The sequence below is a fragment of the Nannocystis sp. RBIL2 genome (genome assembly GCF_026626745.1).
Lineage (GTDB): Bacteria > Myxococcota_A > Polyangia > Nannocystales > Nannocystaceae > Nannocystis.
In genome coordinates, this window is sequence record NZ_JAPNJW010000001.1 from 792,353 (window position 1) to 815,893 (window position 23,541).

A 23,541-nucleotide genomic window follows, 5' to 3' on the forward strand; every position below is an offset into this window, starting at 1 on the left:
TCGTCCGCGGCTCACCGGCAAGACGCACGCCCGCGCCATGCGCGTTTTCGCTCCGCTCAGTTTCACTCATCGCCGTTTCGGCCACCAAATCCCGCCCAGGAGCCCGAACAGAATTTCACCGTTGACTTATATAAGCCAACATTGATACTCACCGAGTCAGTGCACGCGTTCGACATCCTGGGCGACCCGGTGCGGCGACGGATCCTCGAGTTGCTGGCCGACGGCGAGCAATCTTCGGGCGCCATCACCAAGGTGGTCCAGGACCAATTCGGGATCTCCCAGCCGGCGGTATCACAGCACCTGCGGGTCCTGCGGGACCACGGATTCGCCACGGTGCGGCCCGAGGGCACCCGTCGCCTCTATGCAGTCACTCCCGAGCGGCTGCAGGAGGTCGACGATTGGCTCGCGCCATTCCGTCGGTATTGGGAGCAGCGCCTGGACGCGCTGGCCACCGAGATCGCGCGCGGCAAACGTGAACGACGACTCAAGGCCGAAGCCACGGAGAGGGAAGACAAATGATCGACATCGTCCACCAGATCGACGCCATCCACCGCGACGTCGCCCGCCGCCCCACCGCCGCCGGCGGCCAGGGCATCTCGGTGCTCGTGCGCCGCACCTACGACAGCACCCCGGCCGACGTGTGGGAAGCCATCACCGACCCCGAGCGGGTCAAGCGGTGGTTTTCGCAGCTCAGCGGCGACCTGCGTGAGGGCGGCAAGTTCCAGCTCAAGGGCAACGCCGGCGGCGACATCCTCCGCTGCGATCCTCCGCGCCTCTTGAAGCTGACCTGGGGCGGCGAGACCAGCCTCGTCGAGGTGCGGCTGGCCGCGGGCGAGAACGACACCACGAACCTCGAGGTCGAGCACAACGTCCCGATCGAGCTGGCGGGCAGCGGCGCCGGCTCGCTGTTCGTCGGCCCCGGCTGGGACGCCGGCCTGCTCGGCCTCGATCAGTACCTCCGCGGCCACGTCGTCGAAGATCCGGCCGCCGCCGCCAACTCGCGCGAGATCCAGGAGTTCTCGCGCCAGTCGGCGCACGCCTGGGCCGCCGCAGCGGCCGCCTCGGGCACCGCCACCGCCGACGAGATCGCCGGCCTGCTGCAGGCCTCGCTCGCGCACTTCGCCCCCGACGTCCAGGGCCCGCCGGCCTCCTGAGCCGCGCCCGCCCCGGTGGCAGCGGCCGGCCTGGCGTGCGACTCTCGTCGGCCGCCATGAACCAGATCCGCGCCGACTTCGACGCCCGCACGATCGTCGTCTATCAGGCGTACGGGCCCGCGATCGCCAGGCCGGCGCTGGCCGCCAAGCGCTTCGTGCCGCCGTTTTCGCGGACGCGCATGACGTGGATCAAGCCCTCGTTCCTGTGGCTGATGGAGCGCAGCAACTGGGCGCAGAAGTCCGGCCAGGAGCACATCCTGGCCGTACGGATCTCCCGCGCCGGCTGGGAGGAGGCGCTCGCCGCCGGCGTGCTCACCAGCCACGATCCGCGGCTTCATCGCGACCCCGACGAGTGGCGCGAGCGCTTCGCCGCCGCCGCCGTCCACATCCAGTGGGACCCCGAGCGCTCGCTCCGCGGCGCCGACCTGCAGCAGGGCAGCATCCAGGTCGGCCTCTCGCGCCACGTCATCGATCGCTTCGCCGACGCGTGGACCGTCGACATCACCGACCTCACCCCGCTGGTGCGCAAGATCCACGGCCACCTCAAGAGCGGCCACGAAGGGCGGGCCAAGGCCCTCCTGCCGCCCGAGAAGCCCTACCCGCTCTCGCCCGCGCTCGCCCGCACGATCGGCGCGACCGCGTGAGCTCGGGGTTCGTCGACGGCCCTCCGCGCGCGTCGGGCTCGACCGCTCGCGTCGACGCGACGCAGCCTCGCGCTCGACCTCGGCGGTCCGTTCGATGACCTCAGCGGGGCAGCGTGAGGCCCCGCTCGACGTCGGCCGCGCGGACGTCGCCCATGATCCTGCGGACCAGAGTGAGCCCGAACATGATCGCGGTGCCGAGGCCCTGGCTCGTGACGAGCTGACCGTCCTCGACGACTGGCTTTTGGACCAGCTTGCCGTACGCGGCGATCCGCGAGGCCACGCTGGGGTGACAGGTCATCGCCTTGCCGGCGAACACCTGGTGGGCCAGCAGGGCCAGGGGGGCGGCGCAGATGGCCCCGACGACCAGGCCGTCGGTGACCGCGTGGCGGAGGCGCTCGCCGACCGCCTCGGAGCTGCCGAGGCGGCGGGCCCCTTCGGCTCCGCCCGGCAGCACGATCGCCTGGAAGTGGCCGGTCACCGCCGACAGCGCGATGTCGGTGTTCAGCTTCATCTTGCGGCTGCACAGGACCGGGCCGTCGCCGTTGAGCCCCGCGAACACCACGTCGATCCCGCCGCGGCGGAGGATATCGACCACGATCACGGCCTCGGCCTCCTCTGCCCCTTCGGCCAGGATCACCAGGGCGCGCGGGATGGTCGACTCGACCTCGATGTCTTCGATCATGTCCTCCGTCATGTGACCCTCGCCTATCCTTCCGGCCCGGTGAGGCTAGCCGCGATCTCGCAAAATTGACAAAAACCGGCGAAGGCGCGCGGACGCCCCGCCGGCTGGGCCTGCGGGGCCTGCTGCGGGCCTCGGGCCAGCGCCGCGGCCGCCGGCTCAACCGGCGCGGGGGCGGGTCGTGCGGTACTCGATCACGTTCTTGTGCTCGGGCACGTGGATCACCCGCTGAACGAAGATTCCGGGCAGGTGGACATCGTCCGGGTCGAGCTCGCCGACGTCGACGAGGCGGTCGACCTCGGCGATCGTGACCCGCGCCGCCATCGCCGCCAGTGGGTTGAAGTTGCGGGCCGTGCGATAGAAGCGGAGGTTGCCGAGCGGGTCGCCGACCTCGGCGCGGACGATGGCGAAGTCGGGCTGGAGCGCCGTCTCGAGCACGCAGGGGCGACCCGCGAACTCACGGACCTCCTTGCCCTCGGACACCACGGTGCCGGCCCCGGTCGGCGTGAAGAACGCCGGGATGCCCGACCCGCCGGCGCGCAGGCGTTCGGCCAGGGTGCCCTGCGGGTTGAGCTCCACCTGGACCTGGCCCGAGAGCATCTGCTGCTCCAGATCCGGGTTGCCGCCGACGAAGCTGCAGATCACCCGCGCCACCAGCCTTCGTTGCAGCAGCACCGCCAGGCCCTGGCCCTGGTTGCCGCAGTTGTTCGACACGATCACGAGGTCTTTCGCCCCCGAGGCCGCGAGCGCCTGGATGCACGCCTCCGGGTTGCCGCACAGGCCGAACCCACCCACGGCCACCTGGGCCCCGTCGCGCACGTCGAACAGCGCCTCCGCGGCGCTGGAGAACAGCTTGGAGCGGCTCGTCGCGGTCATGGGCCCGGCTATAGCCCAGGCGCCGCCCCGGGCAAAGCCCCGCAGCAACCCCCGCAAGGGCGGGCGCCCGGACCGGCGCCAGCGCACATTGCGGCGGCGCGCACTCCCGGAGCCCGCGTCCTCGCTGCTACAGTCGACGCGTGTCGTCCCTACGCTCGCCCGCGCTCACCGCCGCGCTCGCGGTCTCGCTCGTGACCCTCGCCTGCGGCGACGCGCAGGGCCCCGGCGCCGGCGCCGGGATGACCGAAGGGACAGACTCCGACGCCCCCGGCAGCGACGCCGGCGACGGCCCGCCCGGGGCTCCGCCGACCACCACCGGCACGGGCGACGACGACGGCAGCGGCACCCACGGCCACGGTCAGACCACCGGCGCGACCACGACCACCGGCGAGCCCGCCTGCGACCCGAATCAATTGACGCTGATCGAGCGCGACTACCTCGGCGTCGGCGAGGACGTGAAGGGCGAGACCTTGCCGGCCTGCAGCGAGCACCGCTGGTACGTCGCCTTCCCCGACGAGAGCTCGTGGCAGATCCGCCTCACCCGCACCGACGGCGCCGGCCCGCTGCGGGCCACCGTCGCCTACCCCGACGAGCCGGGCGCGCTGGTGTGGCAGGCCGCGCTGGCGCCCCCGCTGGTCAGCGGCGAGGCCCCGGCCGAGGCCATCTTCGCCGTCCCGCGCTCGGGCGAGTTCGCGGTGCATGTCCGATCGGACAGCCCCGACGCGCCGAGCGACTACAACCTCGAGTTCGTGTGCTCGATCGGCTGCGAGCGCGAGACCACCCGCTTCCCGATCGTGCTCGTCCACGGCTGGACCGGCTTCGAGGCGATAGGCCCCATCACCTACTTCTACGGCGTCACCGCCGAGCTCGAGTCGCTCGGCTTCCCGGTCGAGGTCGCCATCCTCGACCCGTACAACAGCACCACGGTGCGCTCGGGCCAGCTCGCCGAGCAGCTCGACGAGTTCCTGGTGGCCCAGCGCGCGCGCAAGCTCGACCTCCTCGGCCACAGCCAGGGCGGCATCGACTCGCGGGCGGTGGTCGCCAGCCGCGGCTACGGCGACCGCGTCTCCGTGGTCGTGACGATCGCCAGCCCGCACCGCGGCACGTACATCACCGACCTCGCCCTCGGCCTCGCGCCGGGCGGGGTCGAGGCCGCGCTCGGCTTCCTCCTCAACTTCGTCGGCGCCATCTCGGCCCAGCAGAAGTCCGACGCCGAGGCCTCGTTCTACTCGCTCAGCGAGCACTACATGCAGGACGAGTTCAACCCCTCGAACCCCGACGACCCGCGGGTGAAGTACATCAGCTACACCGGTCGCACCTGCGACGCCGCCAGCTTCCTCATCCCCGGCAACCACTGCCAGGACCTGGTCGACCCGCTGATCGGCCTCGGCTACACCGTGCTGCAGCTCGCGCGCGGCGACAACGACGGCCTCGTCACCGTCGAGAGCGCCAAGTGGGGCGACTACCGCGGCGAGATGATCGCCGACCACATCGACGAGGTCGGGCAGCTGCTCGGCGTCACCGACCTCAAGTTCGACCACCTCGAGTTCTACCGCGAGCTCGCGCGCGACCTGTTCGCGGAGGAGCACTGAGTTGGCGGCCATCCCGGCCCCGCCCGAGCCGCTGACCGACGACGAGCAGCGCCTGCTCGCCCAGGGGCGGCACGAGGCCCTCGCCCACGCGCTCGCGCTCGCGGGCCGGCACGCCGTGGCCGGCTGGGTGCTCGAGCAGGTGTGGGAGTTCGCCGGCGCCTGCGAGCACTACGCCCGCGCCGGCCGCCCGCTGGACGCCCTGCGCGCCGCCATCGAGCTCGGCCGGCCCGACGTCGTCGACCGCATCATCGCGGTGTTCACCGCCGCCGACGCCGACACCCGCCAGCAGGCCGCCGCGCTGCTGCAGCGCAAGGGTCGGCACGCCGACGCGGCCCGGATCTTCGCCCTCGGCGATCACGACCCCGAGGCCCGCGCCCGCGCCCTCGTGCGCGCCGGCGATCGCCTCGGGGCCGCGCGCGTGCTGGCCGAGGCCGACCGCGTGCGCGAGGCCCTGGCGCTGCTCGAGCCGCTGCCCGAGCGCCACGGCCCGACCTTGCAGCTCGCCGCCGAGCTGTCGTGGGAGCTCGGCGACGCCGAGGCCGCGGTGCGGCGGGCCCAGGCGGCCATCCGCGCCGGCGGGGCCGACCGCGCCGCCCTGAGCCGCCTCCTGGCCCGCGGGCTCGGGGCCCTGGGCCACGACCTCGCGGCCCAGATCGTCCTGCAGGGCCGCGGCGAGGCCCCCGAGGGCGCCCCCGTGCCGGCGCGCTTCCTCGTCCGCGCCTCGCTGCCGGCCAGCTTCTCCGGCGCGGCCTACGAGGGCATCGACCGCGTCACCCTCGCCGAGGTCGAGATCCACCTCCTCCTCGCCGAGCTCCAAGACGGCGGCGCCGGCGACCCCGCGGTCCAGGACGCGCTCGAGGCGTTCCACCGCCGGGCCATCGCCGCCGCCGCGCTCGAGCACCCGGCGATCCGCGGCATCGTCCAGTTCGACGCCCGCGCCGGCATCCTGATCTTGCCCTGGGAGGCCGGCAACAACCTGCGGGCGCTGATCCGTCCGCCGGGCATGCCGCTGCCGCGGGCCCGCGCCCTGATCGCCTTTTTGCTCGAGGGCCTGGCCGCCGCCCACGCGCGCGGGCTGGTCCACGGCTCCCTGCTGCCGGCCCAGCTGGTGTGCGACGCCGCCGGGCGCCCGCTGCTCGGCCCGTTCGGCGCCGACGCGATCGCCGGGCTCATCGCCACCCGCACCGGCGCGCTCGAGGAGCTGCTCACCATCACCGCCCCCGAGGTCCGCGCCGGCGGGGCCCCCACCGCCGCCAGCGACATCTACGGCGCCGCCGCCCTGCTGGTCGCGCTCGTCGCCGGCAACCTCGGCGGCAGCGCGCCCGAGGCCCGCGCAGTGGTCGAAGACGCCCTCGACCCCGACCCCGCGCGCCGCCCCGACGCGACCGCCCTGCTCGCGCGCATGCGCCGGCGTGTGGCTGACCTTCGGGACCTGTCCATGAGCACAGAGCCCATGGGACAGGAACCTGGGGTCATGTCCGATGATTCAGGCCTGCCCGGCCACGGCGTCCTCGTCGAGGCGGCGCCCGCCTGGGACGACGTCGCCCTCGACGCGCTGCTCGCGGCCGACGTGCCGGGCTTGCAGCCGGTCCTCGACCGGCAGGGTCGACGGGTCGCCCTGGCCGCGTGGCCAGAGGGCTGTCGTCGGTTGGCCGACGATGTCCCATTCGCTCAGCTCGCCCCGATGGCGATCGTCGACGCCCTGCCGGTCGAAGCCGCGGCGGCCGTGCGCGCCCGCCTGACCGCGGGCGCGTGGGTGGTGACGCCCGCCGGCGAGTGGATGCTGGCCCTCGACGAACTACTCACACGGTGAGAGCCGAGCGTCCGCCCGCCGGCGGCGAAGCAAGAGCGGCCTGCACGGCGCAGGCCGAAATCAACTGCGCATGCTGCGGCCGACTGCCAGGCGGTAGATGCCGAGCAGGATCAGCGCGCCGACGATCGAGGCGATGATGCCCGGGCCCCCGTCGACGTGCGAGTACCAGCCGAGCGCGCGGCCGAGGAAGGCGGCGACGAACGACCCGGCGATGCCGAGGAGCATGGTGGCGATGATACCGCCCGCATCCTTACCCGGCATGACCAGCTTGGCGAGCGCGCCCGCGATCAGGCCCACGATCAATGTCCAGATGAACTCCATGGTTTTCTCCTCCGCAAGACCGACCGGAGCGTAGCGCGATCCGTTGCCGCTGCAACGAATCGACCGGACCCGCGAATCATCGCACCTGGACCGGCGAGGATCGTCGTTTGGCCGGTCGAGTCTGCCACCGCCGCGGCCGAGCCCGTCGCCGCTGGCGGGCCTGCCGCGAGCTCGCGGACGTTGCAAATGCGGTGCTCCGGCCGGGGGGGCCGCGTTGTCGCTCGCTCGCGAGTCCGGCGACAGGCTCGGCGCGCAGCGACGGGGCCGCTCGCAAGAGCGATGATTCGAGTACCGCCGTCGCTGCGGACCTGCGCTCGCTCGTGACGGACCTGTCCGGCTCGCACCTCGCCGGCGGCTTCGCCACGCTCGTGCTCGCCGTCCCGCCGGCGCTCACCGACGAGCAGCCTCGTCGTCGCGGTCACCCGCGCCGTCCTCGGCGGGGTGCCGCGGGGCGAGCACCGTCGACTCAGGCGACGAACGCGACGATGCGCTCGATCGCGGTCAGCACGCGCGGCATGTACCGCCGCAGCCACGCCTCGTCGATCGCCTGGCCCGTGTGGCCCGCGAGCGCCGCGGCGCCGTCGAAGTCGACGTAGGCGAGCCGCGCGGTGAGGTCCCCCGCGGGCCGGCCGAAGTCGCTGCCCGGGAGAATGGCAACACCTGTCTCTTCGAGCAGGCGCTCGCACAGCGCCTCGCCGCTGGTGATCCCGCGCCGCCGCAGCGCCTCCGCGCGGCCGTGGAACTCCGGGAACAGGTAGAACCCGCCGCGGGGCGCCGCGCAGGCGATGCCGCCGGCGCTCAGATGCTGGTGGCACCAGGCGCCCAGCGCCTTCAAGATCGCCTGCTCGTGGGCGACGTAGGCGGCGATGTCGCGCCCGAACGCGAACGCAGTCACCGCGGCGCACTGGATCGGCGCGCTGGTCGACGTGTACGTCTCGCTGGCGACCGCGATCATCGCCCGCTGCAGCCACTCGAGCTCGCGCGGGAACAGGAACGTGCCGAGCCGCCAGCCGCCCGCCCCGCACCACTTGCTGAGGCCCGAGCTGATGATCGTGCCCTCGGGGTAGAAGCGGGCGATCGACGTGTGCGCGCCGTCGTGGTGGAGCTCGCCGTAGATCTCGTCGGACACCACCAGGACCTCGTGGGCGCGCAGGGCCTCGGCCAGCGCCGCCAGCTCGTCGGCCTCGTAGGTCTGGCCGGTCGGGTTGGCCGGGTAGTTGAGGATGAGCACCCGCGGGCGCCCCGGGTCGCGGCGGCACAGCGCGTCGATGTCCGCGGGCCGCAGCTTCCACCCGTCCTCCGCGCGCGTCGGCAGCCACACCACCTGCCGGCCGATGATCCGCGCCTGCGGCGAGTACGACACCCACGCCGGCGACGGCAGCACCAGGTCGCCGTAGAACGCCAGCTGGGTGATGAACATCAGCTCCTTGCTGCCCGGGCCGACCAGCACGTGCTCGCCGCTGTACTCGCGCTCGCCGCCGATGCCGCGCTGGTGATAGGCCGCGACCGCGTCGCGCAGGGCCGGCAGCCCGCGCACCGGCATGTACTCCTTGCGCGCGGCGTGGGCCCGCAGCGCCTCGATCACGCTCTCGGGCACGGGGAACGGCGACTGGCCGAGGCCGAGCTTGAACACCTCGCGGCCGGCGGCCATCAGGTCGTTGCTGCGCTCGTTGATCGACACCGTGGCCGACGGCGAGAGGCCGCGGACCTGGAGGTTGAGGCTGGGACGTCCCTGCACGATTCACCTGGCCTTTCGGACAGCGCTGGCGTGGAGCGGGTTGGCCCGACCCGAGCTGTCGGCGTCGGCCTGCCAGCGCGGCACCCATCGTCGCACACAACGGGCCGCGTGGTCGCCGGGGAACAGCGACGAGAACAGCGCGCGGTACAGGTAGCCCTCCTTGGTGGTCGGCGTCTCGTGCGGGAACCGCTCGCCGGCCTCGGCCAGCTCGAGGTCGGACACGGTCGCCTCCGCGTGGGCCTTGAGCCGCTCGACCCAGCCGTAGCCGACGCCGTCGGAGAACTGCTCCTTTTGCCGCCACAGCACCGCCGGCGGCAGCAGCGGATCGGCCGGATCGGCGAACGCGGCGCGCAGCAGCGCCTTCTCCATCCTGCCCTCGCGGTCGGCGCCGGGCGCCAGCGGGCGCTTGAGCGCCGGATCGATCGTCATCGCCAGGTCGAGGAACGCGAGGTCGAGGAACGGCACCCGCGCCTCGACCCCGTGCGCCATCGTGCTCTTGTCGGCGCGCAGGACGTCGCTGAAGTGGAGGTTCTTGACCCGCTCGACCGTCTCGCGCTGAAACGCGTCCTCGCCCTCGGCGAAGTAGAAGTAGAGGTAGCCGCCGAACACCTCGTCGGAGCCCTCGCCCGAGAGCACGACCTTGACCCCCTGGTCGCGGATGTAGCGGCTCAGGCGGTACATCGGCACGCTCGCGCGCACCGTCGGGATGTCGTACGACTCGGTGTGCCAGATGATGGCGCGCAGCGCCTCGACGCCGTCGTCGAGGTCGAGCCGGACCTCGTGGTGCTCGGTGCCGATGAACGCCGCGACCTCCCGCGCCGCCCGCAGGTCGGGCGAGTCGCCGTCGACGCCGATCGCGAACGACTGCAGCCGCGCGCCCGGGTCACGCCGCCGCGCCAGCCGGGCCGCCAGCGCCGCCACCAGGCTCGAGTCGAGCCCGCCCGACAGCAGCACGCCGAGCGGCACGTCGCTCATCAGCCGCTTGTCGACCGCGGCCTCGAAGCGCTCGCGCAGCCCGGCGGCGTCGCGGCGGTAGTCGCTCTGTCCTTCGAGCCATGTCCTTTCATACCAGCGGCGCAGCCCGCCCCGGCCGGTGTAGATGTGCCCGGGCGGGAACACCTTGAACCACGCGCAGCGGTCGACCAGCGCCTTGAGCTCGGAGGAGAACCACAGGTTGCCGGCGAGGTCGCGCCCGTAGTAGAGCGGCTTGACCCCGATCGGGTCGCGCGCCACCACCCAGTCGTCGTCGCGCATGGCCGCGAGCGCGAACACCCCGTCGAGCTCGGCGACGAACGCGTCGCCGCGGGCCTCGTAGAGGTGGACCAGCACCTCGCTGTCGGAGCCGCTGCGGAACACCCGCCCCGCCGCCTGCAGCCTGGCCCGCAGCGCCGCGTGGTTGTAAATCTCGCCGTTGTGGACCAGCGCGCCGCCGTCGCGGCCGAACAGCGGCTGGCGCCCCGACGCCGGATCCATGATCGCCAGCCGCCGGTGGATCAGCGCGCCCCTGCCCTGCTGGTAGTGCACGCCGTGGCCGTCCGGCCCGCGGTGGCTCAGGCGCTCGCTCGCGGCCGTCGCCTGCGAGAGGAGCGCGTCGTCGACGGCCCCGAAGACCGCGAGGATTCCACACATGCTTCGTTCTCCCTCCGTCGGGGCGCGGCCGCATCGGCCTCGCCCCGCACAGGCCGCCGGTATACCGCGGGGCCGCGGCCGCGGCAACCGTGCTGTCCCTCGTAACATGTCCCAAAGACCACGCGCACGATTCGCGCGCCCCGTTACGGGGCCGTAACCGACGAATCGACATACTGCGAACCTCGGTTCGCCAATACGATTACGCGTCGATATTGACGATTTGTCCTTGCGATGATCCTCGGTTGCGTGTTAAGTTGTGGCTCAATCACACGCTGTGGCCCGGCGTGGCCCGGCGTCGGACGAGCGCGGCCTGTCAGCGTCGTGTTCCGCCGAGGTCGAACGCGCCTGTGCCAAGAGACACTCACTCGTCCGGCGCCCTCGGCGCCCGGGCGCTCGCAATGGAGAGTGGAATCGGATGCCGGATGGCGCGTTGAAATCAGGTGCATACCGGGCGTTCACCGCCCGTGACATCGATGCAATCCCTCAATTGGCGGCCCTGTCGGCCGACGCGCGGCTGCGGCTGCGAGCGGTCGCGCAGGTCCTGCCGTTCCGCGTCAACGCCTACGTGCTGGAGCACCTGATCGATTGGTCGCGCGCGCCCGACGACCCCATCTATCAATTGACGATTCCGCAGCCGGAGATGCTCGCGGACGCCGATCTGAGCGCGCTGGTCGACCTCGTGCGCAGCGGCGGCGAGGCCGAGCTGCAGGCGCGGGCGCGGGCGATCCAGCTGGCGATGAATCCGCACCCCGCCGGCCAGATCGACCTCAACGTGCCGATCGAGGCCGGCGTCGAGCGGCGCGGCCTGCAGCACAAGTACCGCCAGACGGTGCTGTTCTTCCCGGCGCAGGGCCAGACCTGCCACGCGTACTGTACCTACTGCTTCCGCTGGGCCCAGTTCGTCGGCCTCGACGACCTCAAGTTCGCGGCCCGCGAGGCCGAGACCCTGGTCGAGTACCTCGAGCAGCACCCCGAGGTCACCGACGTCCTGTTCACCGGCGGCGACCCGCTGGTGATGCGCACGAGCGTGCTGCGGCGCTACGTCGAGCCGCTCCTGCGCGCCGACCTGCCCCACCTCGCGCACATCCGCTTCGGCACCAAGGCGCTCGCGTACTGGCCGGCACGGTTCCTCACCGATCCGGACGCCGACGACCTGCTGCGCCTGTTCGGCGAGATCCAGGCCGCCGGCAAGCACGTCGCGGTGATGGCCCACTACAGCCACCCGCGCGAGCTCGCCCCGCCGGCCGCAGCGGCGGCGCTGCAGCGCGTGCGCGACTCCGGCGCGGTGGTCCGCTGCCAGGCCCCGCTGGTCCGCCGCGTCAACGACGACCCCGCCGTGTGGGCCGACCTGTGGCGCACGCAGGTGCGGCTCGGGGCTGTGCCTTACTACATGTTCATCGAGCGCGACACGGGGCCGAAGGAGTACTTCAAGGTGCCGCTGGCGCGCGCGCTGCAGATCTATCAAGGCGCCTACCGCCAGCTGTCGGGCCTGTGTCGCAGCGTCCGCGGCCCGTCGATGTCGGCGACGCCGGGCAAGATCCTGGTCGACGGCGTGACGGAGATCGAGGGCAAGCCGTACTTCGTGCTGCGGATGCTGCAAGGCCGCAACCCGGAGTGGGTCGGCCGCATCTTCCTCGCCGAGTACGACCCCGACGCGGCGTGGGTCAGCGAGCTGCGCCCGGCCTTCGGCGCGCCCGACTTCTTCTACGCCGACGAGCTGGCCGAGCTCAGCCGCCGGCGCGCGCGGGTCCGCCTGGACATGCTGGGCGCGACCCCGGCGACCGAGGCGTGAGGCGCTCCTGGGCGAGCGCCCAGGCCGCGCTGTGGGCCTGTCCTTTCGGCCATGCAACGCGCAGCCCCAGCCGACTGCGCTGCGCTCGCCCAACTGAGATGGGCGAGCGCCCCACGCCGAGATGGGGACCTGTCCTTTCGGCCATGCAACGCGCGGCGCCGGCCGACTGCGCCGCTCGCTCATCGGCGATGGGCGAGCGCCTCAGACCGTGCTGGTAACCTGTCCTTTCGGACATGCAACGCGTGACGCCGACCGACAGCGCCGCCCGTCTCGGCGATGAAGCGGCGCCGCCTCGCCTCGCCCGCTCAGCCGGACGCGGCCGCGCGCAGCAGGTCGGCCGCGCGCCAGCCGATCATCATGCTCGGGGCGTTGAGCGCCGACACCGGCACCTCGGGGATGATCGAGGCGTCGGCGACGCGCAGGTTCTCGACCCCGCGCACGCGCAGCTGCGCGTCGACCACGCTGCCGGGAACCTGTCCCATGCGACAGGTCCCGGCGTAGTGATAGGTCGTCATCGCCATGCGACGCACGAACGCCGCCAGGGCCGCGTCGGAGCGGATGAACGCGCCCGGCAGCACCTCCGGCCCGCCCCACGGGCGCAGGCCTTCGGCCCCGGCGATCCGGCGGGCCAGGCGGAGCCCGGCGATCATCGCCTGCATGTCCTCCGGGTCGGAGAAATAGGCCGGGTCGATGAGCGCCTGCTCGCGCGGGTCGGCCGACGCCAGCCGCACGGTGCCGCGGCTCTTCGGCTTGCCGAGGATGACCACCAGGCCGTAGACCCGCTCGACCGCGCGGCGGACGAAACCTGGCCGAAAGGCCAGGCCGACGCCGGCCTTGACCACCCGCGGCAGCCGCGTCCGCCGGTACAGCGCCGGCGGCACCGTCAGCGCCGGCACCATCCGCATCGTCGCCTCGCGGAACGACGAGCGCGCCGGGTAGAAGACGTAGCAGGTGTCGGCCTGGTCGGGCGGCAGGTCGCTCTCGGGCAGCGCGCGATGGAAGCCGTACAGCTGCGGGTAGTTGCAGTCGACCGCGCGCTTGCCGAAGTAGAACAGCTGCACGTTCGGGTGGTCGTGCAGGTTCTCGCCGACGCCCGGCAGGTCGAACGCCGGCTCGACCCCGTGCGCGCGCAGCACGTCGCGCGGCCCGACCCCCGACAGCATCAGCAGCTTGGGCGACTCGAGCGTGCCGGCGCACAGCACCGCCTCGCGCCGGACCTTCGCGGTGCGCCGCGTGCCGCCCTCCTCGTACTCGACCGCGACCACCCGCCGACGATCGTCGAGCACCAGCCGGTGCGCGTGCGCACCTGTCCGTACGACCAGGTTGATGCGGTCGAGGTGCGGCTGGACGAACGCGACGTAGGCGCTGCGCCGCTGCTCGCCGCGGTAGTTCATCCGCTCGTAGCCCAGCGCCCCGAGCAGCTCGCCGCGGTCGAGGTCGCGCTCGCGGTGGAACCCGACCTCCTCGGCGCTGGCGATGCACGCCTCGGTGAACTCGGTCGGCTCGCGCGAGCGCACGTCGAGCACCCGCTCGAGCTGCTCGTAGGCCGGCACGACGTCCGACCAGCCCCAGCCCGGCACGTCCCACGCGCGGAAGTCGGCCTCGGAGCCGCGCAGGTACACCATCGCGTTGATCGAGCCGCTGCCGCCCATGCCGCGGCCCGAGCCGAGCCACAGCGGCCGGCGCCCGCAGTCGCGCTGCGGCACGCTGAAGCGGGGGTGCAGCAGCTCGTCGTTGACGAACGCGTCCTTGTAACCGTCCGCCCGCAGCGACTCGGGGTGCCGCTCGGCCCGGTCGCCGGTCTCGAGCAGCAGGACCCGCACTGAAGGATCCTCGGACAGCCGCCCGGCCAGCACACAACCGGCCGAACCACCGCCGAGGATCACGTAGTCGAACACGTCGGGATCGAAGCTCATGCGCGCGCGGACTCTATCACGCGGCCGCCCGACCCGACCGCCTCCGCCGCCCGCGCGCGCCGCCCCTTGCGCCGCGTCACAGCGCCGGCGCTACAGGTCGCGGAACGCCAGCGGCGCGAGGAAGTCGGGCTTGCCGACGTCGACCCCGTGGTGGCGCAGGATCGAGTACGCGGTCGCTGCGTGGAAGTAGAAGTTCGGCAGCGCGAACTGCTGCACGAAGTCCGACGCCTGCAGGCCCTTGCCCGGGAGGAACGGCAGCGGGATCACCCGCGCCTCCGCGCCCGCGTACTCGTCGCTGCGCAGCTTGTCGAGCTTCTCGCGCGTCTCGCCCACGCTGGCCCGCACCGCCGCGATCGTCGGCTCGAGGTCGAAGTTGTCCGCCGGCGCCTGCCCGCGCAGCAGGTTGGCCAGCCGCAGCGGCCCCAGCACGAGCGCCTGGATCTGCCGCGTGAAGTGCCACTGGTCGGGCGCCAGGCGGGCGGTGAGCAGCACGCCCACGTCGAACTTCCGCTGGTCCGCGAACGCCTGGGCCTTGTCGAGCCACACGGGGACCTGGCCCAGGGTACGGCTCATGTGAGGGATCGAGATGTCGAACAGATTCATGCGATCGTGTGCTCCGCCCGCGCATCGTACTCGGTTTCCCGCGCCCGCCTCGCGGGCGTCGCATGAAGTCGCGATCATCTTCCTCGGCCCCACGAGATCGTCCGCCCGGGCCCTGCAGGACCGCGCCGTCCGTGGCCGCCGTGGTGCCGGGCACGCGAGGCTGCGGGCGAGCCCGTCACGCTGTCCGCTCGTCCTCGCGCGCCGGTGAACCACCGCGACCGGCCGCGGCGCTTCGGCCCGCGTGATAGGCTCGGCCCCGGCGATGAGCACCGCGCTCGCACGAGTGTTGCCGATCGCGGTCCACGTCCTCGGCGGGGGCGTGTGGATCGGCGCCATGGTGTTCAGCGTGTTCGTCCTCCACCCGCGGGCCGAGCGGTTCTTCACCCGCGCCAGCGAGTTCGAGGACTTCATCTTCAGCGTCGTCCACGGCGCGCGCTACAAGGTCCTCGCGGGCATCGCCGCGATCGTCGCCAGCGGCGTCGCCCTCGCCCTCGCCCACCGCGACACCGCCGCGCCGTGGACCTGGCTCGTCGCCACCAAGGTCGCGCTGCTCCTCGTGTCGCTGGCGCTGTTCCTCCACGTCACCTTCACCCTGTGGCCGCGCCGCGTGTTCGCCCGCGAGGACGAGCTCCCGGCGGTGCGGCGCCGCTTCTGGTGGATCGGCGTGGTCATGATCGTCTGCAACACCGCCAACATGGGCCTCGGCCTGCTCGCCCGCGTCTTGCGTGGCTGAGGCCGACATCGTGCGCGGCGGTTTCGTCCAGTCGACCGAATGCTGCAAGAGGCCCCCGGCGAACAGGCCATGCGCGGCATTCCATGGAGCTGGGACCCCGATCCCGCCGACGACCTCATCCAGATGGAATTCGCGCTCGTGCTGCGCGACGGCCTGCGGGTCGAGTCCGTCCACGACACTCACGTCGAGGGCCTGTTCTCGCGGGCCACGTGGCACGCGCTGATCGCCGAAACCGGATTCGTCACAGCTGAGTTCGCTCGTCCGCTGGGCGGCGGCGCCTGCAGGCCCTGAAGGCATGGGGGCGGCCCCTGGCGGGCCTTCCTCCATTCGCCAATCGGCGCCCTCGCGGCATTCCCCGCGGCAAAAATCCCACGAATACGATGTCGCGGCGGATCGTGCGCCCTCGGCAAGAATCGCGGTTATGCGAAATCACCGCGCGTCCGATTCCTGCTGAGCCTGCTCACAATTGGTGTCCACGGCCCCCAATTGCGACACCGTAATGTTTTTGCTTTACCGCGATGGCGAGACCGGGTTACCTGATTGCAACCTCCCCGAAAGGACAACATGCGGATTTCAAAGCACAACATCGTCGGTGCGATCACGACGCTGATCATGGCCGTCTCGGGAACCTCCCTGATGAGCGGCTGCAACAAGCAGCAGACCGACACCGCCAACCCCGAGCCCGCTGCGGTCGCCCCGGCCGAGCCCGCTCCCGTCGATCCGGCGCTGGAGAACCCGCCGCCGGCCGAGCCTGCCGGCGACGCGACGGCCGAGCCGACCGACGCCACCACGCCGCCCGCGGACGCCACGCCGCCCACCGCCGGGACCACCCCGCCGACCACCAACCCGCCGCCGCCGGCGCCCAAGTGAGCTCGACGTGAGGACATGTCCCTTCGGACATATCCTCACACCACGCGTCCACGGACGGGCGCACCTGGTCGAGATGGACGGTGCGCGGACATGGCCTTCGGGCCATGTCCGTTTTACTTTTAATAGCTCACGCGCCCCTCACGATCGCTCAGCGCCGGTCGCCCTCGGGCAGCGCGGGTCGGTCGCGTGGGTCGCTGTTGGTGGCGATCGCCTGCAAGCGCCGGCGGATCCGCTGCACCGAGCTGAGGGCGTCGGCCTCGCGGGCGCGCAGGCGCTTCAGGCGGTGCGCCTTCTTCTTGTAGCGGCGGCCCGACGCCTGCAGCGCAAACACCGTCGGCACGAACACGAACTCGATCAGCAGGAACAGCCCGGTGGCCATCCACGCCCACAGCCACACGAACACTCGCAGGAACTTCGGCAGGCCGCGCAGGGCCGGATAGTCGGGCGCCGGCGCGTGCTCGAGCGCCTGCGACGACGCCGACGCCGACGCCGACGCGCGCCGGGGCTCGCTCGCCTGGCGCGGCGCGCGGGCCGACGCCCCGAGGGCCGCGCGCACCGCCGCGGCCGAGGCGAGCCGGCGCGTCGGGTCGGGCTCCAACATGGCCGAAAGGACATCTCGCAGCCGGCCCGGCGCCACGCAGCGCTCGACGTCGATCTGCAGCCCCTTGCGCGGCAGTTGGTCGGCGGGCAGGCCCGTGGCCAGCGCCGCGATCGTGGCCCCGAGCGCGTAGATGTCGGTCGCCGGGGTCGCCTCGCCGTGCAGCTGCTCCGGCGCCATGTAGCCGAACGTGCCGATCATCGTCGAGCCGCCGTCGGGACGCACGGCCAGGCGCACCCCGCCGAAGTCGATCAGGCACAGCCGCCCGTCCGGCCGCAGGATCAAGTTCGACGGCTTGATGTCGCGGTGGATCACCGCCGGCTGGCGGCCGTGCAGGTACTCGAGGATGTCGAGCACCCCGGTCAGCCAGCGCAGCAGCTCTGCCGGATCTCCGGGCCTCCCGAGGCGCTGCGACAGCGGCGCTCCCTCGACCAGCTCCATCACCAGGAAGAAGTCGCCGGATGTCTCGCTGGTGTAGCGATCGACGTAGCGCGGGATGCCCGGGTGCGACAGCGACTCCAACGCCTGGCACTCGCGCTCGAACAGATCGAACGGCTTCCAGTCGCCGCCGAGCGAGCGCAGGTGCAGCACCTTGACCGCCACCGCCGCGCCCGTCTGGCGGTCGATCGCCCGGAACGTGCGCCCCTGCGCGCCCGCGCCGAGGGGCTCCATGATCTGGTAGCGCTGCAAGCCCTCGGGCGGTGCGGTCTCGGCCATCGGCGCGGGAGTCTAGCGGACTGCGGCCCGCGGGGGAAAACCGCGTGATCCGCCTCGGACCAGCCGGCGAACGGCCGGCCGCGGAACGCGCCGCCTGCACGCCATCCGGGGCATAATCCGGCCGCCATGCAGCGACCCGACATCGACGTGCTCCTCGACCGCCTGCGCCAGAGCTACCCCGACGCTCGCTACGAGCTCGACTGGGACACCCCGGTGCACATGCTCGTGGCCACCATCCTCGCCGCCCAGTGCACCGACGAGCGGGTCAACGCAGTCACCCGCACCCTCTTCCCGCGTTACCCCGACGCCCAGGCCTTCGCCGACGCCGACCTCGCCGAGCTCGAGGAGGCCGTACGCCCGACCGGCACCTTCCGCCAGAAGGCCAAGGCGATCAAGAACGCCTGCCGCATGCTCGTCGACGAGTTCGGCGGCGAGGTCCCGCAGTCGATCGAGGCCCTGGTGCGCCTGCCCGGCGTCGCCCGCAAGACCGCCAACGTGGTCCTTGCGACATGTTTCAACATACCTTCGGGCGTCATCGTCGACACCCACGTCATTCGCCTGGCCGGGCGCATGGGCCTGTCCGAGCACTCGGGTCCGCAGGACATCGAGCGCGATCTGATGCGCATGGTCCCGCAGGACGACTGGACCTTCTTCGGCCCCGCGATCATTCTGCTCGGTCGCTACGTGTGCACCGCCAAGAAGCCGGACTGCCCGAACTGCGTCATGCAGGACATCTGCCCCAAGATCGGCGTCAAGGCGGCCTGACGGCGCGAACCGGCGGGTTCACGCGCCGGTGACGAGCGCGTGAACCCGACCCGCGCGGCCGCGCGCGCCTGGCCGCCGCCGCGCGCGAGCGGCCTCTCGGCGGCGCTTCCGATCGCAGGGCCCGCGGACTATCCTGCCGGCCGTCAGCGAGATCGAAGATGGCCATCGAGAATCGGCAGAAGATCCCCGTCCCACGTCGCTCCTTTTTGTGGTCGCTCAACGAGACGTCGGGCGAGATCCTCACCCACATCGGACCGACCGAGTTCACGCCCAGCGCCAACGACCGGATCGTGCGGTCGAACGGGCGCGGCGGCTACGAGCCGGCGCCGATGGAGGCGCGGCCCTTCATCATCGCCCGCGACGGCGAGTACGTCCTGCTCGAGAACCCCGTCTACGCCGACCACCCCGAGGGTCCCAACGGCTCCTACGTGCCCGGCGGCAACAAGGAGAAGGAGCTGAGGCTCGGGACCAAGAAGATCATCCCCGGTCCGTGCGCCTTCGCCTTGTGGCCCGGTCAGTCGGCCGAGGTCCGGCCCGCGCACAAGCTCAACGCCAATCAGTATCTCCTGGTCGAGGTCGTCGGTCCGCTCGACGAGACCGCGCCCTACTTCCGCCTCGTGATCGAGTCCGCCGGCCTCTCGAGCGTCGTCATCGACGGCGCCGAGGACGCCACCGCCCGTCGCAGCCAGCCCGAGCCGGCCACCAAGGCCCACCCCTCGCAGCTGCGCATCGGCCAGCGCATCGTCATCCAGGGCCGCCACACGCAATTCTTCATCCCGCCGACCGGCATCGAGGTCGTGCCTGCGCTCGAGGAGACCGAGGCCCGCGGCCGCGAGGACGACGGCGTCGCTACCCTGCCCGTGGCCGTCCAGGAGGAGCTCGCCAAGCTGCTGGCGCAGGTCGGCGAGGGCATGTCGGCCAAGCAGTTCAGCGTGGTGAAGAACGAGATCCGCCACCGCCAGGACCTCACCAGCGGCGAGCGCGGCGTGATCCTCGCGACCCTCGACGAGGCGTGGAACGACCGCGCGTCCCAGAGGCGGCAGCGCACCGCCGACGGCGGTCGCGGCGTCGCGGCCGATCCCTACGCGCGGCGGGCCGTCGTCCTCGGGCCCAAGAACTTCTGCTTCCTGTTCGACGCCGACGGCAACCCGCGGATCGTCCGCGGCCCCGCGCGCGTGTTCCCCGGCCCGCACGACACCTTCCTGCAGCGCGGCTCGCGGCGGCGGGTCTACGACGCCTACGAGCTCGGCGAGCACCAGGCGCTGTACCTCCGCATCATCACCCCGATCGGGCGCGACGAGCTGAGCAAGCGGCTCCCGCCGGGCACCCCGCTCGACCGCGACCACTACGAGGCCGGCGCCGAGCTGCTGGTGCGCGGCCTGCCGAGCGTGTTCTTCCCGTTCATCGAGGCCGAGGTGCTGAACCCGGTCACGCGCGAGCCCCACGTCGGCAACGACCACGACAACGTCGTCATCAATGCGATCGGCATCGATCAGAAGTCGGGCGTCTACGTCCGCGACCAGCGGACCGGCATGGTCAAGATGGTCCGCGGCGAGACCTCGTACCTCGTCGACCCGCGCGGCGAGGAGCACGTGCAGCGGCGGATCCCGCACGACAAGTGGAACCTGTGGATCGGCCACGCCGAGCCGCACAAGCACACCACCGCCGAGGTCGTCACCCCGTGGGCGCTGTCGGTCATCGTGCCCAACAACGAGGCCGTGCTGATCACCTCGCGGCACGGCCGGCGCGTCGTCGTCGGTCCGCGCACGGAGCTGCTCGAGTACGAGGAGCAGCTGACCGCGCTCAAGCTGTCGAAGGGCAAGACCAAGGACGGCCACACCACCGTCACCACCTGCTTCCTGCGCGTGCAGGGCGGGCGCGTCGCCGACAACTTCGAGATCGAGTCGGCCGACTTCGTCCGCTTCAAGGTCAAGCTCGGGCTCGCCGGCCACTTCGAGGGCGAGCCCGAGAAGTGGTTCCACGTCGAGGACCCGGTCAAGCTGCTCGCCGACACCGTGCGCGCGCGCGTGCGCGAGGCGGCGCGGGTGCTGTCGGCGACTCAACTGCTGATCGAGTTCCCGGCGGTCGTGCGCAAGACCTTGCTCGACGGCGACGACGGCCTGCTCCGCTTCGTCGACAACGGCATGGTCCTGAGCGGCGTCGACGTGCTCGGCTTCCAGGTCGCCGACGCCGCCCTCTCCGAGCTGTTCGCCAACGTCCAGCGCGAGGCCGTGTCGCTGCAGCTGCAAGATCAACAGTCGCGCCGCCGCCTCGAGTCCACTCGCCTGCGCGACGCCCTCGACGCCGACGAGCACGCCCTACAGCGCGGCGCCAGCCAGCGCATGGCCGAGACCAACAAGCTCGAGGCCCAGGACGAGCACGCCATCGCCGCGCTCAAGCAACAGCTCGTGGCGGGCCGCGACGCCGACGCTCTGCGCTTCAAGCATCAGCTCGATCGCCTGACCTTCGAGGCCTCGCGCGACCGCGACCGCGAGCAGGGCGAGCTCTCCGCCGCCGCGCGGGTGCTCGCCGCCGAGTCCGAGTCCAAGGCGCGCGCGCTGGTCGACCGCGCCGCCGAGGAGCACGCGCGCGCCCTCGCCGAGGTCGAGCAGGCCCGCGCGGCCGCGCTCGCCCAGGCCGACGCCGTCCGCCTCGGCGCCCTGCAGCACGAGTTGGTCGGCGCCCTGCAAGCCGCCGCCGACAGCGAGGTCCTCAAGGCCGCCGCCAGCAACATGAACCTGGTCGCGTTGCTCGGCGGCAAGAGCCCGGCCGAGCTGCTGTCTCAGCTGGTGCGCGGCACCCCGATCTCGCGCACCACCGACGGCATGCGCACGCGCGAAGCCGCCGGCAAGGACGGCAAGCCCGGCAAGCACGAGTGACCGCGCCGCTTGACGCTGGCCCCTCGCTCCGGCGATCCTCGCCGGCGAGGGGCTGCCACGTGGGCGGGATCACCAACATTAGTGAAATTGGTCATCACGTCAGTCTGTCACACTGAAGGCCGCGAGTTCGATCCTCGCATGTAACAGGTGCCCGTCGGGCAGCCCCTCACTTCGCGGAACCGAACTGCGAACAACTGAAGAGAACGGGCCGGGGCGGCTCGTCGGTGGTCCCTCGAGCAGACCCGCCTTCTGCGGCGCTGAAGGTCCATGTCTTCGTGCTCGGCTGCTGGCCCCGTCGCGCGCCCGCAGAGCTCGGCGCGGGCGGCACAGGATCGCGATCGGGTGACTGGGCCCGCACCGATTCGCCCCTGTCGGCGGCTTCACCTCGACTGCATCGACGTGAGCTGCGCTGTGCCGGCCCGCCTTGTCGGCGCCGACCGGCCTCGCTACGCTCGCACGCCGGCCCTCGATCTCCTGTCTCGATGTACATGTCCTTTCGACCATGGTCCTGGCTCGTCGCCCTGTGCATGACGCTGCTCGCTGCCGGCGAAGCCGCCGCCGCACCGTCGTGGCTCGAGCTGCGCTGGCCCGACGTCGCCGGCTGCCCGACGCGCGAGGAGGTCGAGGCGACCGCCCTGCGGCTGACCGCCGGCGAGTCGCCGCAGTCGGTCACGGCCGAGGCCTCGATCACCGCGGACGCCGCCGGCTACACCCTGGACTTGCGCGTCCGCGACAGCGGCGGCGCGCAGCAGCGGATCCTGCACAGCCCCAAGTGCGAGGCGCTGGCCGGCGCGACCGCGGTGATCCTCGCCGTCGCCGCCGCGCCGATCGGCGTGTCCGCGCGGGTCGTCGCCGCCCCGACGCCCGGCGATGCCCTCGAGGTCGACCTCACGCCGCTCCCCATCACAGGACCACCGGCGCCTGCGCCCGCGACCGACCTCGCTCCGACGCCCTCACCATCATCCTCGCCGTCGCGTCTGCGGCCCGGCCTCGCGATCGGCTTCGGCGCGGCCGCCGGGATCGGGCCGAGTCAGCGCTTTACCGCCGGCCTGTCCGGCAATGTCTCGCTGCTGTGGCGGCGGGTCCGGCTCGACCTCCGCGGCAGCGGCTGGTTCCCCGGCCTCGCGCGCGCCTCCGACCTGCCCGGCATCGGCGTCAAGCTGCAGCTCGCCGCCGGGGCAGTGCGCGGCTGCCCGCGCCTCGTGCGGCGGACCGTCTCGCTCGAGCTGTGCGCCGGCCTCGAGCTCGGCGCGCTGCTGGCCGAGGGCGCCGGCTTGCAACAGAACGACCGCAGCCGCGGCCTGTGGGCGGCCGGTCTGCTCGCGCCGGGCGTGCGATGGCAGCCATTGCGCTGGCTGTCGCTCGGCATCGAGGTCGAGGGCCTGGTCGCGTTCACGCGCCGGCAGTACCGGGCCAGCGACGCCGACACGCTGGTCTACACCGTCCCGCCCGTCGGCGTGCGGCTCGGCGGCGGGCTCGCCCTTCACATTTTCTGACGGATCCGCCCCGACCCGGGGATCCCGCGACGTCACGCGCCTCCCGCCCGAGCGCCGCTGCCAGCCCCGGGCCCGTATTCGACCGGACAGACCCTCGATGTCACGCACCCTCACCCGCTCGCGTCTCCTCACCGTCGCATTGCTCGTACCCGGCTGCTTGCGGCCCCCGGAGGTCATCGGCACGACGATCACCGCGACCGACAGCGGCGGTGCCAGCGGCGGTCCCCTCTCCACGACCACCGGCGACGATCAGGGCGCGAGCACCACCACCGCTCCGGCCAGCACGACGGGCATTCCGAGCGGCGCCTACGGCTCCGCCTGCGACCTGGTCGGCTTTCCCCCCGTGATCAATTACACCGCGATCAGCCCCCAGCCGAATTGCGACGGCGGGATCTGCCTGCTCGTCATCGCCGAGAAGTACCAATGTGAAGACGACATCGACTGCCAGATGAACCTCGACCCCGCCGCGAAATGCGACGAGGGCCTCTGCGACGTGTCGGCCTCCGTCCTTTTGGACGAGACGCGTTGCACGCAGACCTGCGAGACCGTCGAGGATTGCCCCCCGATCCCCGGCTGCATGACCGGGCTCATCTGCTCTGTATTCCTCGTGTCCGACGAGTTGTGCTGCCAGAAGGTCTGCGGCTGCAAAGATTCGCTCTTCCTGTCCGGGGTCATGAGCCTGCAAATGCTCTGCGACGAGGAGCCAGACATCTGCGGGTGAGTCCT

Annotated in this window: 21 protein-coding genes and 1 tRNA gene; 14 read left to right on the plus strand and 8 right to left on the minus strand. The window is 72.1% G+C overall.

Annotation, left to right across the window (positions count from 1 at the left end; genetic code table 11):
• Positions 1–159 precede the first annotated feature (159 nt).
• The 3 genes from OV090_RS03170 to OV090_RS03180 are packed head-to-tail and all read left to right on the plus strand — an operon-like array spanning position 160 to position 1,798.
• A complete protein-coding gene (locus OV090_RS03170; RefSeq protein WP_267707060.1) occupies positions 160–519 on the plus strand; it encodes a metalloregulator ArsR/SmtB family transcription factor in 360 nt (119 codons plus the stop codon).
• On the plus strand, positions 516–1,154 hold the full coding sequence (locus tag OV090_RS03175; protein ID WP_267701969.1) for an SRPBCC family protein: 639 nt from the start codon (positions 516–518) through the stop codon (positions 1,152–1,154). The genes OV090_RS03170 and OV090_RS03175 overlap by 4 nt, the downstream gene beginning before the upstream one ends.
• Positions 1,155–1,210: 56 nt before the next feature.
• Positions 1,211–1,798 carry a DUF4291 domain-containing protein gene (locus OV090_RS03180; protein WP_267701970.1) on the plus strand — a complete coding sequence of 196 codons (588 nt, stop codon included), beginning with the start codon at positions 1,211–1,213 and terminating at the stop codon, positions 1,796–1,798.
• A 100-nt stretch (positions 1,799–1,898) separates the two neighbouring features.
• Here OV090_RS03180 and OV090_RS03185 read toward each other — a convergent pair whose 3' ends face one another.
• Positions 1,899–2,480, minus strand: a complete 582-nt coding sequence (locus OV090_RS03185) for a DJ-1 family glyoxalase III (protein WP_267701971.1) — start codon at positions 2,478–2,480, stop codon at positions 1,899–1,901.
• A 156-nt stretch (positions 2,481–2,636) separates the two neighbouring features.
• Positions 2,637–3,353, minus strand: coding sequence for a CoA transferase subunit A (locus OV090_RS03190; RefSeq protein WP_267701972.1), 717 nt, complete (start codon positions 3,351–3,353; stop codon positions 2,637–2,639).
• A 140-nt stretch (positions 3,354–3,493) separates the two neighbouring features.
• Between OV090_RS03190 and OV090_RS03195 the strand changes: the two genes are divergently transcribed.
• Together OV090_RS03195 and OV090_RS03200 are read left to right on the plus strand one after the other, a co-directional pair.
• Positions 3,494–4,945, plus strand: coding sequence for a triacylglycerol lipase (locus OV090_RS03195; RefSeq protein ID WP_267701973.1), 1,452 nt, complete (start codon positions 3,494–3,496; stop codon positions 4,943–4,945).
• 1 nt (position 4,946) lies between these two features.
• Positions 4,947–6,758 (plus strand): hypothetical protein, encoded by a 1,812-nt coding sequence (locus OV090_RS03200; protein WP_267701974.1) that lies wholly within the window; start codon positions 4,947–4,949, stop codon positions 6,756–6,758.
• 60 nt (positions 6,759–6,818) lie between these two features.
• Here the strand turns inward: OV090_RS03200 and OV090_RS03205 are convergent, their stop codons facing one another.
• The 3 genes from OV090_RS03205 to asnB form a co-directional block, all read right to left on the minus strand.
• Positions 6,819–7,079, minus strand: coding sequence for a GlsB/YeaQ/YmgE family stress response membrane protein (locus OV090_RS03205; RefSeq protein WP_267701975.1), 261 nt, complete (start codon positions 7,077–7,079; stop codon positions 6,819–6,821).
• Between the two features lie 466 nt (positions 7,080–7,545).
• On the minus strand, positions 7,546–8,817 hold the full coding sequence (locus OV090_RS03210; RefSeq protein WP_267701976.1) for an aminotransferase class I/II-fold pyridoxal phosphate-dependent enzyme: 1,272 nt from the start codon (positions 8,815–8,817) through the stop codon (positions 7,546–7,548).
• Positions 8,818–8,820: 3 nt separating this feature from the next.
• Complete coding sequence (gene asnB / locus OV090_RS03215) at positions 8,821–10,446, minus strand: asparagine synthase B (RefSeq protein WP_267701977.1); 1,626 nt, start codon at positions 10,444–10,446, stop codon at positions 8,821–8,823.
• Between the two features lie 430 nt (positions 10,447–10,876).
• Between asnB and OV090_RS03220 the strand changes: the two genes are divergently transcribed.
• On the plus strand, positions 10,877–12,238 hold the full coding sequence (locus OV090_RS03220; RefSeq protein WP_267701978.1) for a lysine 2,3-aminomutase: 1,362 nt from the start codon (positions 10,877–10,879) through the stop codon (positions 12,236–12,238).
• Positions 12,239–12,543: 305 nt separating this feature from the next.
• Here OV090_RS03220 and OV090_RS03225 read toward each other — a convergent pair whose 3' ends face one another.
• Complete coding sequence (locus tag OV090_RS03225; protein WP_267701979.1) at positions 12,544–14,154, minus strand: GMC family oxidoreductase N-terminal domain-containing protein; 1,611 nt, start codon at positions 14,152–14,154, stop codon at positions 12,544–12,546.
• 90 nt (positions 14,155–14,244) lie between these two features.
• Positions 14,245–15,093 (minus strand): DUF1993 domain-containing protein, encoded by an 849-nt coding sequence (locus OV090_RS50435; protein WP_346660348.1) that lies wholly within the window; start codon positions 15,091–15,093, stop codon positions 14,245–14,247.
• Between OV090_RS50435 and OV090_RS03235 the strand changes: the two genes are divergently transcribed.
• The 3 genes from OV090_RS03235 to OV090_RS03245 all read left to right on the plus strand — a co-directional run bounded on the left by OV090_RS03235 (position 15,020) and on the right by OV090_RS03245 (position 16,360).
• Complete coding sequence (locus OV090_RS03235; protein WP_267701981.1) at positions 15,020–15,490, plus strand: hypothetical protein; 471 nt, start codon at positions 15,020–15,022, stop codon at positions 15,488–15,490. The two genes, OV090_RS50435 and OV090_RS03235, sit on opposite strands and share 74 nt — an antisense overlap.
• Positions 15,491–15,559: 69 nt before the next feature.
• Positions 15,560–15,781 carry a hypothetical protein gene (locus OV090_RS03240; RefSeq protein ID WP_267701982.1) on the plus strand — a complete coding sequence of 74 codons (222 nt, stop codon included), beginning with the start codon at positions 15,560–15,562 and terminating at the stop codon, positions 15,779–15,781.
• Between the two features lie 273 nt (positions 15,782–16,054).
• A complete protein-coding gene (locus OV090_RS03245) occupies positions 16,055–16,360 on the plus strand; it encodes a hypothetical protein (RefSeq protein ID WP_267701983.1) in 306 nt (101 codons plus the stop codon).
• Between the two features lie 148 nt (positions 16,361–16,508).
• Here the strand turns inward: OV090_RS03245 and OV090_RS03250 are convergent, their stop codons facing one another.
• Entirely contained in the window at positions 16,509–17,675 is a 1,167-nt protein-coding gene (locus tag OV090_RS03250) for a serine/threonine-protein kinase (protein ID WP_267701984.1), read from the minus strand.
• Positions 17,676–17,801: 126 nt separating this feature from the next.
• Here OV090_RS03250 and nth point away from each other — a divergent pair, with 126 nt between their 5' ends.
• From nth to OV090_RS03275, 5 genes are all read left to right on the plus strand, one after another.
• Entirely contained in the window at positions 17,802–18,440 is a 639-nt protein-coding gene (nth, locus tag OV090_RS03255; RefSeq protein ID WP_267701985.1) for an endonuclease III, read from the plus strand.
• Between the two features lie 158 nt (positions 18,441–18,598).
• Entirely contained in the window at positions 18,599–21,319 is a 2,721-nt protein-coding gene (locus OV090_RS03260; protein WP_267701986.1) for a hypothetical protein, read from the plus strand.
• Positions 21,320–21,394: 75 nt separating this feature from the next.
• Positions 21,395–21,462 (plus strand) — tRNA-Asp (locus OV090_RS03265).
• 345 nt (positions 21,463–21,807) lie between these two features.
• Positions 21,808–22,815, plus strand: a complete 1,008-nt coding sequence (locus OV090_RS03270) for a hypothetical protein (RefSeq protein ID WP_267701987.1) — start codon at positions 21,808–21,810, stop codon at positions 22,813–22,815.
• Positions 22,816–22,912: 97 nt separating this feature from the next.
• Complete coding sequence (locus tag OV090_RS03275; RefSeq protein ID WP_267701988.1) at positions 22,913–23,536, plus strand: hypothetical protein; 624 nt, start codon at positions 22,913–22,915, stop codon at positions 23,534–23,536.
• The last annotated feature ends 5 nt before the right edge of the window (positions 23,537–23,541 follow it).

What these genes read in the sequence shown, in the direction of transcription:
- OV090_RS03235 (WP_267701981.1), top strand. Translation starts at nt 15,020, where the DNA reads ATGAGCACCGCGCTCGCACGAGTGTTGCCGATCGCGGTCCACGTCCTC.
- OV090_RS03190 (WP_267701972.1), bottom strand. Translation starts at nt 3,353, where the DNA reads ATGACCGCGACGAGCCGCTCCAAGCTGTTCTCCAGCGCCGCGGAGGCG.
- OV090_RS03180 (WP_267701970.1), top strand. Translation starts at nt 1,211, where the DNA reads ATGAACCAGATCCGCGCCGACTTCGACGCCCGCACGATCGTCGTCTAT.
- OV090_RS03250 (WP_267701984.1), bottom strand. Translation starts at nt 17,675, where the DNA reads ATGGCCGAGACCGCACCGCCCGAGGGCTTGCAGCGCTACCAGATCATG.
- OV090_RS03245 (WP_267701983.1), top strand. Translation starts at nt 16,055, where the DNA reads ATGCGGATTTCAAAGCACAACATCGTCGGTGCGATCACGACGCTGATC.
- OV090_RS03270 (WP_267701987.1), top strand. Translation starts at nt 21,808, where the DNA reads ATGTCCTTTCGACCATGGTCCTGGCTCGTCGCCCTGTGCATGACGCTG.
- OV090_RS50435 (WP_346660348.1), bottom strand. Translation starts at nt 15,093, where the DNA reads ATGGCGCCGATCCACACGCCCCCGCCGAGGACGTGGACCGCGATCGGC.
- OV090_RS03225 (WP_267701979.1), bottom strand. Translation starts at nt 14,154, where the DNA reads ATGAGCTTCGATCCCGACGTGTTCGACTACGTGATCCTCGGCGGTGGT.
- asnB (WP_267701977.1), bottom strand. Translation starts at nt 10,446, where the DNA reads ATGTGTGGAATCCTCGCGGTCTTCGGGGCCGTCGACGACGCGCTCCTC.
- OV090_RS03205 (WP_267701975.1), bottom strand. Translation starts at nt 7,079, where the DNA reads ATGGAGTTCATCTGGACATTGATCGTGGGCCTGATCGCGGGCGCGCTC.
- OV090_RS03185 (WP_267701971.1), bottom strand. Translation starts at nt 2,480, where the DNA reads ATGATCGAAGACATCGAGGTCGAGTCGACCATCCCGCGCGCCCTGGTG.
- OV090_RS03260 (WP_267701986.1), top strand. Translation starts at nt 18,599, where the DNA reads ATGGCCATCGAGAATCGGCAGAAGATCCCCGTCCCACGTCGCTCCTTT.
- OV090_RS03240 (WP_267701982.1), top strand. Translation starts at nt 15,560, where the DNA reads ATGCGCGGCATTCCATGGAGCTGGGACCCCGATCCCGCCGACGACCTC.
- OV090_RS03175 (WP_267701969.1), top strand. Translation starts at nt 516, where the DNA reads ATGATCGACATCGTCCACCAGATCGACGCCATCCACCGCGACGTCGCC.
- nth (WP_267701985.1), top strand. Translation starts at nt 17,802, where the DNA reads ATGCAGCGACCCGACATCGACGTGCTCCTCGACCGCCTGCGCCAGAGC.
- OV090_RS03275 (WP_267701988.1), top strand. Translation starts at nt 22,913, where the DNA reads ATGTCACGCACCCTCACCCGCTCGCGTCTCCTCACCGTCGCATTGCTC.